The 13,632-nt window shown below is 67.8% G+C and carries 13 protein-coding genes; 2 read left to right on the forward strand and 11 right to left on the reverse strand.

Going from position 1 to position 13,632, the window contains the following annotated elements; all coding sequences use genetic code 11:
• Positions 1 to 103 precede the first annotated feature (103 nt).
• Genes G6N44_RS05165 through G6N44_RS05180 form a run of 4 tightly spaced genes read right to left on the reverse strand, consistent with a single transcriptional unit; the run spans position 104 to position 5,249 of the window.
• Positions 104 to 640, reverse strand: a complete 537-nt coding sequence (locus tag G6N44_RS05165) for a LemA family protein (protein ID WP_163661727.1) — start codon at positions 638 to 640, stop codon at positions 104 to 106.
• Entirely contained in the window at positions 634 to 2,445 is a 1,812-nt protein-coding gene (locus G6N44_RS05170) for a DUF2207 domain-containing protein (RefSeq protein WP_163661729.1), read from the reverse strand. The genes G6N44_RS05165 and G6N44_RS05170 overlap by 7 nt, the downstream gene beginning before the upstream one ends.
• Positions 2,446 to 2,493: 48 nt before the next feature.
• A complete protein-coding gene (locus tag G6N44_RS05175; protein ID WP_163661732.1) occupies positions 2,494 to 4,494 on the reverse strand; it encodes a primosomal protein N' in 2,001 nt (666 codons plus the stop codon).
• On the reverse strand, positions 4,491 to 5,249 hold the full coding sequence (locus tag G6N44_RS05180) for a lysoplasmalogenase (RefSeq protein ID WP_170309382.1): 759 nt from the start codon (positions 5,247 to 5,249) through the stop codon (positions 4,491 to 4,493). Before G6N44_RS05180 ends, G6N44_RS05175 begins: the two co-directional genes overlap by 4 nt.
• On the opposite strand from G6N44_RS05180, the gene G6N44_RS05185 reads away from it, so the two are divergent.
• Positions 5,212 to 6,159: an alpha/beta hydrolase gene (locus tag G6N44_RS05185; protein ID WP_163661734.1), complete on the forward strand. Its 948-nt coding sequence runs from the start codon at positions 5,212 to 5,214 to the stop codon at positions 6,157 to 6,159. The genes G6N44_RS05180 and G6N44_RS05185 overlap by 38 nt on opposite strands.
• On the opposite strand, the gene G6N44_RS05190 is transcribed toward G6N44_RS05185, so the two are convergent.
• Both G6N44_RS05190 and G6N44_RS05195 read right to left on the reverse strand, forming a co-directional pair.
• Complete coding sequence (locus G6N44_RS05190) at positions 6,150 to 6,647, reverse strand: cytochrome b (protein WP_235683039.1); 498 nt, start codon at positions 6,645 to 6,647, stop codon at positions 6,150 to 6,152. The two genes, G6N44_RS05185 and G6N44_RS05190, sit on opposite strands and share 10 nt — an antisense overlap.
• 50 nt (positions 6,648 to 6,697) lie before the next feature.
• A complete protein-coding gene (locus G6N44_RS05195) occupies positions 6,698 to 7,813 on the reverse strand; it encodes a catalase family peroxidase (protein WP_235683040.1) in 1,116 nt (371 codons plus the stop codon).
• Between the two features lie 199 nt (positions 7,814 to 8,012).
• Between G6N44_RS05195 and G6N44_RS05200 the strand changes: the two genes are divergently transcribed.
• Complete coding sequence (locus tag G6N44_RS05200; RefSeq protein ID WP_163661738.1) at positions 8,013 to 9,485, forward strand: flavin-containing monooxygenase; 1,473 nt, start codon at positions 8,013 to 8,015, stop codon at positions 9,483 to 9,485.
• 138 nt (positions 9,486 to 9,623) lie between these two features.
• Here the strand turns inward: G6N44_RS05200 and metK are convergent, their stop codons facing one another.
• The 5 genes from metK to mihF all read right to left on the reverse strand — a co-directional run bounded on the left by metK (position 9,624) and on the right by mihF (position 13,569).
• The gene (gene metK / locus G6N44_RS05205) at positions 9,624 to 10,823 is read right to left on the reverse strand and encodes a methionine adenosyltransferase (protein WP_163661740.1); all 1,200 of its coding nucleotides are present in this window, start codon (positions 10,821 to 10,823) and stop codon (positions 9,624 to 9,626) included.
• Between the two features lie 147 nt (positions 10,824 to 10,970).
• A complete protein-coding gene (gene coaBC, locus G6N44_RS05210) occupies positions 10,971 to 12,218 on the reverse strand; it encodes a bifunctional phosphopantothenoylcysteine decarboxylase/phosphopantothenate--cysteine ligase CoaBC (RefSeq protein WP_163661742.1) in 1,248 nt (415 codons plus the stop codon).
• Between the two features lie 19 nt (positions 12,219 to 12,237).
• Positions 12,238 to 12,558, reverse strand: a complete 321-nt coding sequence (rpoZ, locus tag G6N44_RS05215; RefSeq protein ID WP_163661745.1) for a DNA-directed RNA polymerase subunit omega — start codon at positions 12,556 to 12,558, stop codon at positions 12,238 to 12,240.
• 91 nt (positions 12,559 to 12,649) lie between these two features.
• Positions 12,650 to 13,243, reverse strand: a complete 594-nt coding sequence (gene gmk, locus G6N44_RS05220; protein WP_163661747.1) for a guanylate kinase — start codon at positions 13,241 to 13,243, stop codon at positions 12,650 to 12,652.
• Positions 13,244 to 13,254: 11 nt separating this feature from the next.
• Entirely contained in the window at positions 13,255 to 13,569 is a 315-nt protein-coding gene (mihF, locus tag G6N44_RS05225) for an integration host factor, actinobacterial type (RefSeq protein ID WP_163661749.1), read from the reverse strand.
• Positions 13,570 to 13,632 lie beyond the last annotated feature (63 nt).

Genomic DNA, 13,632 nt, shown 5'->3' on the forward strand with positions numbered 1-13,632 from the left:
TAGTTCGATATCCTGACAGAAGCGCCGAGTTTGGGACCCACGGGACCAAAGTGGCCAAAGTTTTTTGGCAGGAGCTCAGGCGGGTCTGCCTGGAACCTCGAAGCTATTGGGGAGAGCGGTAGTACTCCCGTTCCGATACTCCGGCCAGCGGCGCCAGATACACCCAAGGGATGGATCCGACCAGCCGGTTGAGGGTGGCCACAGCGTCGTTGTAGTACTGGCGGGCGAACGCCAGCTTGTTCTCGGTGTCGGTCAGGTTCTCCTGCAGGTTCATGAAGTTGGCGGACGAATTGAGTTGCGGGTAGGACGATCCCAACGCCAGCATGCCGGTCAGCGCACTGTCCAGATCGTGTTCGGCGGCGCTGCGCTGCACCACCGAGGCACCACCGGTCGCCGCGGCCAGGGCGGCCTGGGCCCCGCTGACCCGGCCGAGGACCGCCGTCTCGTGCGAGGCGAACGTTGCCACGGCCTGCACGAGCGCCGGAATCAGTGCTGCCCGGCGGGTCAACTCGACGTCGATGCCACCGAGCGCCTCGGCGACCCGCACGTCCGCCGCCCGCAGTTTGTTGTAGCCCACGACGAAGCCCACCAGTACCGCCACCGCGAGTACCAGCACCACGATCAACAGCAGTCTCACCACGAGCCTCCCCCTCCTCCTCCGCCACCCCCACCGCCTCCACCGGACGACGATGATCCGCCGCTCGACGACGAGGAGGACGACTGCGAGGCGGTGTACGCCCCGATCGACGACGATAGTGCCGATTCGAAACTGTCGAAGTCCGCGCCCCCGGATCCGCCGGTGAAACCGTGGCTGCTGTCCGACGATGACGACGAGTTGTACCAGTTTGGTTGGGGTGCAGCGGCCCCCACGGTGTCCTGATACTTCTTGGCCCACAGTGCGGCGGTACCGCCGGCCACCGCGAACGGAATATAGGCCAGGTAGAGGTCTTTGCGGGCAGCGAAGTCGAACCTGGTCTCGGCCGAGTCAGTGGACAACAGCCGGTGGAAACCCTCGGCCCGCGACCACAATTCGCGACCGGCCGGGGTCCGACGGGTCCCCACACCGCCCTTCCACGAACTTACGGAGAACACGAAGAACGCCGCGAACGGCAACCCCCACAAAGTGATACCGAACCAGAGGAAGAAGCCGGCCAGCGTGGCGAAGAACGCCGCGACATTGGCGACCCGGATCCACAGTTCCTTGCGACGCTTGACCATGAAGCCGCCGTCGAGGGCCCATTTGCGCACCGCGACAACCATGTCGGCCTTGGCCTTGCTCAGCTTCTTGCCCGATGCCGCGGTGTCCTTGGCGGAGAACTCGGCCCCCACCGACATCACCTTGAGCGCCGCGCCCACGGCGATGCCGACCGGATCGACTTCGGCCCAATGCGCCGGCTTCGCCCGACCTTTGATCTTCCAGTGGTTGTCGCTGACCTGCCGCAACTCCACGAGCTCTCGCTCGGCCAGGTGGAACAGGGTGGCGCTCAGCCCATTCTTGGGGACGGTCTCGGTGCGGATGTACTCGGTCTGCACCGGCCCGAGCCCCTCCGGCGGGGCGTACTGCACCGGAAATCCCGGTGCCGGTTCGACGGTCGTGCGGGTCCAGAGGTAGGCGAGCAGCCCCATGCCGACGCTCAGCAGGGCGATCCACAACAGTGCGCTCACCGATCGGCCGAGGATCCGGTCCCACGTGTACGGCCAGGGCAGGGTCACCTGAGGCGGTGTCGCCACGTCGATTCCGGCGCGCAGCGTCACCGGTGTGTGCGGCTCCAGGTCGGTCGCCACCAGTCGTACGGTGTTGCCTTCGGTGCGCAGATCCGTGCAGGCGCTCCCGACACCGAATCCGACACTGCATCCGGCGCCGGTCAACCCGGCCGGCAGAGTGACCGAAATATCGGCCCGCTCGATCGTGTTGTTCCAGGCCGGTGCGACGACATTCCAGTAGAAGGCCGACTGGGCATCGGGGCTACCGATGTTCGAGGCGAACTCACGCCCGGCACCGACACCGCCCGGATCGAGGACACCGTCGATCGTGTAGCGGATCTCGAAGACGTGGCTGCCCCAGTCGAGAGTGGAGTCCGGGTCTCCGATCTTGGCCACCCGGAAGCGTTTTCCGTTCTCCCACAGCAGTTGATAGGTCATCGGTGACCCATCCATCGTGATCGAGGTGATCTCGGGTACCTGCCGGAGCCGGGAGTTGTTCTGATTTGCCACGTCCCAGTACCGAAAGATGCCGTGTCGCCCGCTGGGGAAATTGCCGGTGACGGTTTCGACGGCGACCATGCGCCCGGTGCCGTCCACGGTGAAATCAGCACGGTAGTCGGTGATCACCACCGGATCGGCCGGGCCGGGGCCCGATGAAGACCCGCCGGTGAACACCAGCGGCCACAGCAGACCAAAGGCGATGAGCGCCAACGCGAACAACCACGACCACACCCGGCGCATGGCAGCCTCCTGGTTCGGCACTCACCGACAACGGGTGAAGTATCCGCCTTACCCTATGTGCAGAGGGTCGATTTGGATGCGACATGGTTGCTGATCCTTGCGGGCGCTGAGCACCGCGGTGGCCCGGCGTAGTGCCGCCGCCATCTCCAGGCCCCCGTCGCGCGGAACCCGGACCAGCATCCGGCTCACCTCGGCGTCGGCGTCCAGGCCGGGCGGGCGACGCGCACCGGTCGGCAGATCCACCGGCCCGAGGATTTCCGCGGACTCGGGCAATTGGGCGGTGTCGAGCAGGGCCGCGGTCGCCGTCGTCGTGCCGTCGATGGCCGCCATGTGCACAGCCGGCGGCAGGCCCACCTCACCGCGACCGTCGAGCTCGGCATCGGCATGCCCCACCGGATCCCACCGGATCAGCGCCTGCACGGTGGCGATCGCCGACTCGGCGACCACGGCCACCACGCCGCCGTCGGTGCGCGGTCGCACCAGGGCCGCCGCAGCCATCCACCGGCGCATCGTGTCCTCGGCGGCCCGCAGATCCTGCCGGCCCAGCAGTGCCCACGCGTCGAGTAGCAGGGCTGCGCCGTAGCCGCCTTCGGCGATCGGCTCCGCGCCGGGCGTGCAGACCACCAGGGCCGGCCCATCCCCCACCGCACTGACCATGGCGTCGCCGCCCGAGGTGATCACCGAGGTACCGGCAAAGGCCCGCCCCAACTCTTCCGCGGTGCGTCGGGCCCCCACCACGACCGCCCGCACCGCATCCGAACCGCAACGCGCACAACGCAATGCGGGCTCGGCCCGGCCACACCACCGACACTCCGCGGCCGCACCGCCCCGGTCCGGCAGGGCCAGCGGGCCCGTGCAATGCCGACAGCGCGTCACCGCACGGCACCGAGCACAAGCCAACGCGGGCACGTATCCGCGTCGTGGAACCTGGATGAGCACGGGGTGCTGCGCCTGCAGCGCCGAGCGGGCCGCCTGCAGCGCCATGGACGGCAGTCGGGCGGTGTGGGCGGCCGGATCACGCTCCTGGGCGTAGCCGCTGTCCTCCAACGCGACCACCCTCGGCGCAGCGTCCCTGACCACCGCCCGGGTCGCCACCACGTCGTGGGCCCAGCGGGTGCGTACCAGCGCCTGCGCCTCGGCGGTGCGCGCGTAACCGCCGATGATGGCGGCGCAGCGCAACTGGTGGGCGCGCAGCATGGCGACCTCACGGGCGTGCGGATAGGGCGCGCGCGGCTCGGCGAGGTTGTCGTCACCGTCGTCCCACACCAGGACCAACCCGAGGTTGGCCACCGGGGCGAACACCGCGCTGCGGGTGCCGATCACCACCTGGGCCTGTCCCCGCAGCGCCGCCAGCCAGCGGCGGTACCGAGCCGACGGGCCCAAACCGGCCGACAACGCGACCACCCGCGACGCGGGCACCCGTTTGATCGCCGCGGCGTGGAGCGCGTCGACGTCGCGCTGGTCGGGCAGCACGGCCACCACGCCCAGCCCGGCGTTCACCGCGACAGCGGCCGCCTCAGCCAGCCGCCGTGCCCAGTCCTCCCCGGGCAGTGCCTGCCACACCGCCCGCGCCGCCCGGCCCTCACCGACCGCGGTCAGGAACTGTTCACCGCGGCCATAGCGGGCCCAGGCACCGGTGTCGACAGGGGCAACCGGCACCAGCTCGGGTTCCTCCGGGGTCTGCTTCTCGACCCTGGCGTGGCGCGGCGGCACCGCCAGGCGCAGGACGTCCGCACGTGTCCCGGCGTAGCGGGCGGCGACGGCGTCGACGAGCCGCCGGACCTCGGGGGTGAGCACCGGCTCAGGTGAGACGACGCGGTCGAGCCAGCCGAGCTTGCCGGTGTGGTCGGTGTCGGAGCGTCGCTCCAACAGATATGCGTCGACCAGCCTGCCGTTGAACCGCACCCGGACCCGCACACCGGGCTGGGCGTCGTCGGACTGTTCTTCCGACACCAGGTAGTCGAACTCCCGGTCCAGGTGCGGCACTGTCAGCAGAGGAAGCACCCGCGCGATGGGCTCATGATCTGCGGCGCGGCGGGTGATGGTCACTGGCCAGGTTTAGCAGACGGCCGTGACGATCGGCCGAAGAACAGACCGGCCGTGATCAGCACCAGTGACGCCGCATAGCCCCACCAGATCGGGACAGCGAGCAATTGGTCGCCACGGACGAACTGGCTGATGCCGATCATCGCGTCCGACACCGCGAAGCACACGGCCCCGAGCGCGGTCCACGGCGTGGGCAGCCGCGCCAGCAGCGCCGCGCACACCATCGCGCCGAGCACCGCGATGTAGGCGACCACCGGAATGGCCATCCCCTGTTCGACGAGCCGAGGCCAGAACCAGGTCAGCAGCGCCACACAGGCCAGCACGGTGAGTGCGACGGCGATCAGCCGCGGTGTCGAACGTCGCGCCAGCGGCACCAGCGCGCCGAGAAAGCACAGATGCGCGACCAGGAAGGCGGCCAACCCCAGCACGAACGACGGCTCCCACCACGGGATCGCGAGCAGGAAGTCGCCGAGTGCCGAGAACACCAGCGCACCGACGAGCCAGCGCCGTTCCCGCACGATCGGATGCGCGCACGCCGCCGCGGCCAGCAGGACCGCGGCGAGCGCCTTCACCGCAGGTTGGAGGGTGAACTGACCGGTCAGATCGGCGCCCGTGGGCAACCGCGTCGCCGTGACGATCAGGAACACCCCGTAGCCCGCCGCGACGACCGCGGCCGCCACCCACAACCACACGGTGACGCGGTGTGCGTACGGTTGCGGAATGTCCGTTGCTGACGCGTTACCAGCTGTTGATCCCATCCTGCAGAAGGTACTGGAGGCGGTGCCGTTCCAACTGTCGACCGACATAGGTGTCGAAGAGGCCCGCCGCCAGTTCAGTGAGATTCCGCGGTTGCCGGTCCATCCCGACGTGAAGACCGAGGACCGCGAGGTCCCCGGGCCGGCCGGCCCGGTCCCGGTTCGGGTGTACCGGCCACCGGCCGCAGACGGCGCGACTCTGCCGGTGGTGGTGTTCATCCACGGCGGCGGCTGGGCGCTGGGTGACCTGGACAGTTACGACGGCACCGCGCGCCAGCACGCGGTGGCCGCCGACGCGGTCGTGGTGTCGGTGGACTACCGACTGGCCCCCGAGCATCCGTATCCCGCCGCGGTCGACGACGCGTGGGCCGTGACGCAGTGGGTGGCCGCCAACGCCGCAGAACTGGGTGTCGACGCCGACCGGATGGCCGTCGCCGGGGATTCGGCGGGTGGCAACCTCAGCGCCGTCGTGGCGCAGTTGGCCCGAGACGCCGGCGCTCCCCCGCTACGCTTCCAGCTGCTCTGGTACCCGGCGACCACGTGGGACACCAGCCTGCCGTCGTTCACCGAGAACGCCGCGGCGCCGATCCTGGGTCTCGACGCCGTCGAGGGGTTCTCCCGCTGGTATGCCGGGCATGTGGATCTGTCCGATCCGCCGGCCACACTGGTGCCGGCCCGCGCGGCGGACCTGTCCGGCCTCGCACCGGCCTACGTCGCCGTAGCCGGGCACGACCCGTTGCGCGACGACGGCATCCGTTACGCCGAGCTGCTGGCTGCCGCAGGCGTTCCGGCGCAGCTGGACAATGCCGAGACCCTGGTCCACGGCTACGTCGGCTATGTCGGTGTGGTTCCGGCCGCCACCGAGGCGTTCGATCGGGCGATGGCCGCGCTGCGGGCGGCCCTTCACGACTGACTGTTTTTGCTGGGCCACAACGACATTCGACGGATAATCCCGTCGCGGAGCCCCAGGGTGTGGAACAGCACCGCGCAGATGTGTGCGGTGAACGTCGCGAACAGCAGGTAGGCGGCGACGGTGTGGGCGGTGCGCAGCGCTGCATAGAGGGTGATGTTGTGCGGGGCGATCGCCGGAAGGTGCAGCGCCCCGGCCAAGACGACCGGCGACTGTGCTGCCGACAGCATGGCCCACCCGATCAGGGGCTGCACCAAAAGCAGTGCGTACAGCAGATATTCGGAGTAGCTGGCAATGCGACGCTCCAGCGGGCTCATGGTCGCCAGGAACGGTGGGAGTCGGCGGGTGAGCCGGTTGGCCAACCGCACGACCGCGAACACCAGGATCGCGATCCCCAGCGGCCGGTGGATCGCGAGTAACAGCGGGTAGTAACTGAGCGCTGCGATCATGGTGACACCGATGAAGAACTGGGCGATCACCATGACGGCCATGGACCAGTGCAGCAGTCGCGCCGCCAGGTTGAACTGTTCCGTTTCGGTGGTCACTGCGCACCACCGGGAACGACGACTGCGCTGGGCGACTTGGGTTCTCGGGCCCTCCGGTTGAACGAGCGGGCATAGACCGCCGATCGCGCAGCCAGCACCGGATCGTCGGAAGCGGCCAGCCCGTCGGGCAGCACCAGTGGGTCGAAGTTGATGTCGCGGGCGTTTCCGACAGCCTCGGTGTGGACGCCGTCGAGGGTGATGGTGCCCGCCTCGATTGTCGGTCGGTTCGCCGGCCACGGCAGTGTCGGGTCATCGGTGGGGTCGCCGGGATCGGCCAGGGTGAGGATCAGTTTCCAGCTGACCGGTCCGCGTTCGACCGTGTCGATGAGGGCGTCGAAGAGAACGTTCTCGCCGTTGCCATGCGTCTGCTCGGCGGGCCGATCCGATGCCATCGGCACGGCCGCCCAACGGATGGCCGTCGTCTCACCCTGGGCATTGGTGGCTCGAAAAGCGTTGAGACTGCGGTACGTACTGTCGGCGAATCCTGCGCTCGGCGGAGCCGCCTTGATGATCTTCATCGCCGCCGCGGTTTCCGGATGGGCGGCCAGGAACGCCGCCATCGCCGACGGGTCCGGCTTGCCCGTCTGCACCTGGGGCCGGGAAGCCAGCATGCGCTCGAAGAAGCCCTGCGGCGCACTGTCCGTGAACACCGGGAGGTTGATCATTGCGGTGCGCCACTGCTCGCCGTCGGGAAGCAGGAACATCAGGCCCAGCCCTCTGACCGTGTCGGGTTTATCGGGTTGATCGGGCAGCCCACCGGACAGCGAGAACCGTCCGACGACGGGCATCGTGCCGGGTCTGAACACCGCGGCCTTGCTCACCTCGGCACCGGCACCGGTGCTGGTGAACGTCCCGGTGGCGGCCAGGCCCTTGGCGTGGTTGCGCCGGAATCCGTCGTGACGGCCGGCGATCTGTTCGAAGCGGTCGGCGAAATCGGCCGGAGTCAGCGCGTCGGGCCGCAGCCAGCCCGCCGCCTCGGCCAGGCCGCCCACGCCGACGGCGACAACTCCGCCGACCGCGGCCAAACCGAGCAGCGCACCTCGGCGACTGAGCACCGATCCGAAATCCGGGGATGGGGATGGCGTTACGACCTCCCCCTGGTCATTTGCCATCGAGGAGTCATCGTCGGATGCCATCGTGGTTGTGTCCCTTTCCTGCGCCGGCCTCACCCCAGTGTGAACGGATTGCAGTTCGCCGCGGTTCAACTGGCAGGCGTGTCTGCGAGAAACGCGCTCGGCGGGACTTTCTCAATCCTGGTCACTCGGTGGAGCTGGGGGTTACGTTGATCTGACGCAACCGGGAGGTGGCCCGATGCCCGACTTTCACACCCTCATCGTCGGCGCCGGATTCTCCGGCATCGGCACCGCCATCGCGCTCGACAAGGCCGGCCTGCACGACTACCTGATCCTGGAGGCCGGTGACGGGGCCGGCGGGACCTGGTTCTGGAACACCTATCCCGGTGTGGCGGTGGATATCCCGTCGTTCTCCTACCAGTTCTCGTTCGAGCAGTCGCGGGACTGGTCCCGTACCTACGCACCCGGAAATGAGTTGCGCGCCTACGCCGACTCCTGCGTCGACAAATACGGCCTGCGCCCCCGGATCCGGTTCAACGCCACCGTCACACGCACGGTCTTCGATGACGACGAGAACCTGTGGCGGGCCGAACTCGACTCGGGCGAGATACTGACGGCGCGGTTTCTGGTCAACGCCAGCGGTGTGCTGACCATCCCGAAGCTGCCCGACATCGACGGCGTGGACTCCTTCGCCGGGGTCACCGTGCACACCGCCCGCTGGGACCACACCCTGGATCTGACCGGCAAGCGGGTGGCGATCATCGGCACCGGCGCCTCTGCGGTGCAGTTGATCCCCGAGATCGCCCCGACGGTCAAGCAGCTCACCGTATTTCAACGCACGCCCATCTGGTGCTTCCCGAAGTTCGACGTGCCCATCCCGCCGGTCGCCCGCAGGCTGATGCGGCTGCCCGGCGGCCGGACGCTGCACCGGCTGATCAGCCAGGCGTATGTGGAGTTCACCTTCCCGCTGGCCGCGCAGTACTTCACGATCAACCCGTTCGCCAAGCGGGCCGGCGCGGCCGGCCGCGCCTACCTACGCCAGCAAGTGCGCGATCCGCAGGTGCGCGACAAGCTCACCCCGCGGTACGCGGTGGGATGCAAGCGACCCGGGTTCCACAACACCTATCTGGCCACATTCAACCGCGACAACGTCCGGTTGGTCACCGAACCGATCGACAAGATCACCGGTTCGGGTGTCGCCACCACCGACGGGGAGAGCCACGACGTCGACGTGCTGCTCCTGGCCACCGGGTTCAAGGTGATGGACGTGGATGCGCTGCCGTTCGACATCGTGGGGTCGGGTGGGCAGTCGCTGAGCGAATTCTGGATGCAGCACCGGATGCAGGCCTACGAAGGTGTGAGCGTTCCCGGCTTCGCGAATTTCTTCTCCGTGATGGGCCCGTACGGCTACGTCGGCTCGTCGTACTTCGCGTTGATCGAGGCTCAAACCCGTCATCTGGTGCGGTGCATCGAGCAGGCCGACCGCCGGACCGCCCGCCGCGTCGAGGTCCGCCGGGAGGCCAACGACCGGTACTTCGCCGAGATGATGCGCAAGCGTCACCGCCAGATCTTCTGGCAGGACAGCTGCAGCCTGGCCAACAGCTACTACTTCGACCGCAACGGGGATGTGCCGCTGCGGCCCGCCACCACATTCGAGGCGTATTGGCGCAGCCGGAGCTTCCCGCTGGACGACTACGCGTTCACCTCGTAGGCACCCACACTCACGCCGAGATCGACGCTGTGGTCGTTCCGCCTCACGAATCACGACCATGGCGTCGATCTCGCGGTGATGCTGCCCAGAAAACGCAGCAGCCCCCGATCAGTGACCGGGGACTGCTGTCAGGAAAAACTAGACCGAGGCCTTCAGTTCGTCGACCTTGTTGAGCTGCTCCCAGGGCAGCTCGATGTCGGTGCGCCCGAAGTGCCCGTAGGCCGCCGTCTGGGCGTAGATCGGCCGCAGCAGATCCAGGTCGCGGATGATCGCGCCGGGGCGCAGATCGAACACGGTGCTGATGGCCTTCTCGATGCGGGCCGGATCGACGGTCTCGGTGCCGAAGGTCTCGACGAACAGGCCGACCGGGGCGGCCTTGCCGATCGCGTAGGCGACCTGGACCTCGACCCGCTCGGCCAGACCGGCGGCGACGACGTTCTTGGCCACCCAGCGCGTCGCGTACGCGGCCGACCGGTCCACCTTTGACGGATCCTTGCCGGAGAAGGCGCCGCCGCCGTGGCGGGCCCAGCCGCCGTAGGTGTCGACGATGATCTTGCGGCCGGTCAGACCGGCGTCACCCATCGGACCGCCGAGGACGAACTTGCCGGTCGGGTTGACCAGCAAGCGGTAGTCCGAGGTATCGAGGGTCTCGTGGCCGAGATCGGCCAGCACGGTGTTGACGACCTTCTCCCGGATGTCCGGGGTGAGCTGCCCCTCGAGGTCGATGCCGTCGGCATGCTGCGTCGACAGCACCACGGTGTCCAGGCGCACCGGCGTCGTGCCGTCGTACTGGATCGTGACCTGGGTCTTGCCGTCAGGGCGCAGGTAATCGAGCACCCCACCCTTGCGCACCTCGGTCAGCCGGCGGGCCAATCGGTGGGCCAGTGCGATCGGCAGCGGCATCAGCTCCGGGGTGTCGCTGATCGCGTAACCGAACATCAGGCCCTGGTCACCAGCGCCCTGCGCGTCCAATGGATCCCCCGCGCCCTCGACGCGTGCCTCGTGGGCGGTGTCGACTCCCTGGGCGATGTCGGGCGACTGCGCGCCGATGGCGATGTTCACTCCGCACGAGGCGCCGTCGAACCCCTTGGTCGAGGAGTCGTAGCCGATCTCCAGGATGCGGTCACGGACGATCTTCGGAATGTCGGCGTAGGCGGAGGTGGTGACCTCACCGGCTACGTGCACCTGACCGGTGGTGACCAGCGTCTCCACCGCGACCCGCGACTTGGGATCCTGCTCCAGCAGCGCGTCGAGCACCGAGTCGCTGATCGCGTCACAGATCTTGTCGGGGTGTCCTTCGGTTACCGACTCACTGGTAAACAGGCGACCTTGGCTCACGGTCTGCTTCCTTCCTTGCGGATCTGAAAAAGTTTTTTCAGTCTCAAAACTACTTAGTTAGGCGAATAATACCTGTGCCCTGTTGCACCCAAGCGCGTCGGACGCAAATGCGCAACCCTTATCCGCAACTTTGATGCCTACGTCGGATCACCCATCGTGCGTGCCCAGAAACGCCGCGATCGCGTCCACGATACGGGTGGCCATCAGAGTCTTCGAACCGTGTTCCAATGCGGCCTCGGTGCCGTCGGCGCTGAGTAACCAACCGTCGTTGTGGTCCACCTCGAACGCACGGTTTTCCCCCACCGCATTCACCACCAGCAGGTCACATCCCTTGCGCTGGAGTTTGGCCCTGGCGTGGAACAGCACGTCACCATTGGCATCGCCGGTCTCGGCAGCGAAGCCGACGATCGCCCGCATGTTCGGCAGCTGCCCTTCGGCCCGGGCGCGGACCGCTCCGGCGAGCACGTCGTCGTTGCGGACGAGGTCGATCGAGTTGGGCTCCGACGCGCTGCCCTTCTTCATCTTGCTGGTGGCCACCTGTGCAGGCCGGAAGTCCGCGACCGCCGCGGCCATCACCAGGACATTCGATTCGGCCGCGTACTTGGACACGGCGTCACGCAGTTGCGTTGCCGACCCGATGCGCACCACATCGACCCCGGCCGGGTCGACCAGACCGGCGGTGTTACCGGCGACCAGGGTCACCTCCGCGCCCCGCTGAGCCAGGACGCGGGCCACCGCGTATCCCTGCTTGCCAGAGCTGCGGTTGCCGATGAACCGCACCGGGTCGACGGGCTCACGGGTACCGCCGGCAGTCACCAGGGCCTTGACGCCGGCCAGGTCGTAGGGCAGGGAGTCAGCCCGCTCCAGCAGCAACTGCGCGAACGTCGCGATCTCTTCGGCCTCAGGTAGGCGTCCGGCACCGCTGTCAGCTCCGGTGAGCCGTCCGGATGCGGGTTCCAGCACCACCGCACCCCGGCGGCGCAAGGTGGCCACGTTGTCGACCGTGGCCGGGTGGAACCACATCTCGGTGTGCATCGCCGGGGCGAACAGCACCGGACATCGCGCGGTGAGCAGGGTGGCGGTCAGCAGGTCGTCGGCACGGCCCGCCACCGCACGTGCCAGCAGGTCGGCAGTGGCGGGGGCGACGACGACGAGATCGGCTTCCTGCCCGATGCGGACGTGCGGTACCTCGTGGACGTCGGTGAAGACGCCTGTGTGTACCGGATTGCCCGACAGGGCCTCGAACGTAGCCGCACCGACGAAGCGCAACGCCGACTCGGTGGGAAGTACCCGCACGGAGTGGCCCGCCTCGGTGAGTTGGCGTACCAGGGTGCACGCCTTGTATGCGGCAATGCCGCCGGCGACGCCGACGACAATTCGCTTACTGGCGCTCACGTGCCGGCCCCGGCCTGTGCTACTCGCCGCCCTCGGTGTGCTCGAGCAGGTCCTCGTGGATCTCCCGCATCGCGATCGACAGCGGCTTCTCCTGCAGACCGGGCTCGACCAAGGGGCCGACATACTCAAGAATGCCGTCGCCGAGCTGGTTGTAGTAATCGTTGATCTGTCGCGCCCGCTTGGCGGCGTAGATCACCAGCGCGTACTTGCTCGACGCGCGGTCCAGCAACTCGTCGATGGGCGGGTTGGTGATGCCCAGCGGCGTGTCGTAGGCGCTGGCGACGGACGAATCGATGTCGTCCGCAGCGGCCAGCTGCGCATCGGCGTGCGGGGTGCTCACGAAAAGGTCTCCTGGCGGTTGCGTGAATGCGGTTACTGAACAGCCTGCTGGTGGCTCGCGGATCCGATCGCGTCGGTCCCGCCACGATGAGTCAACGACTGTCCACCAGCAAGGATACCAATTCAGCGCATGCGGTATCCAACTGGCGGTTCACCACAACCTGGTCAAAGTCCGATTTTGCGGCCATTTCGGCCCGCGCCGTCTCCAAACGCCTGGCCATCACCTCGGGCGTCTCGGTGCCGCGGCCGGACAACCTGTTGACCAGTTCGTCCCAGCTCGGCGGCGCCAGGAACACCGATACCACCTCGGGCATGGCCTGCTTGACGGCGCGCGCCCCGGCGAGATCGACCTCGATCAGCACCGGGCGCCCGGCACGGGTGGCATCCCGAACCGGCTGGGCCGGCGTCCCCGATCGGTGCAATCCGCCGTGGATGTCGGCCCATTCGAGCAGCTCACCGTCATCGATCAGCTGCTGAAACCGTTCTTTGGACACGAATGTGTAGTCGACGCCGTCGACCTCGCCGGGGCGCGGGGCCCTGGTCGTGACCGAGACGGAGAAATACAGGTCGGGAAGCTGCTCGCGCAGACGGCGGACCACAGTGGACTTCCCGACGGCGGAGGGGCCGGACAACACGACGACCGGAGCCGTCGCTGTGTGTTGCCCAGCCCCTCTACCAGCGCTCAATGCGGGAGCCTCTACTGGTCGAACTTCTCCAGGAGGGCCTTGCGCTGACGATCACCGAGACCGCGCAGACGGCGGGTCGGGGCGATCTCCAGCTCGGTCATGATTTCCTGCGCCTTGACCTTGCCGACCTTCGGCAGGGCTTCCAGCAGTGCGGAAACCTTCATCTTGCCCAAGACCTCGTTGGTCTCGGCGTCGGTAAGCACCTGCTTGAGGTTGGTGCCGCCACGCTTGAGCCGATCCTTGAGCTCAGCTCGCGCTCGACGTGCGGCAGCAGCCTTCTCCAACGCTGCCGCGCGCTGTTCGTCGGTCAACTGGGGAAGGGCCACGGTTTCCTCCGTCTCCTGGCGATTTATCTTCGGCCATCACTTGTTTTGTACGGCTGGAGTACA

It is taken from the genome of Mycolicibacterium alvei (assembly GCF_010727325.1).
Taxonomy (GTDB): Bacteria; Actinomycetota; Actinomycetes; order Mycobacteriales; family Mycobacteriaceae; genus Mycobacterium; species Mycobacterium alvei.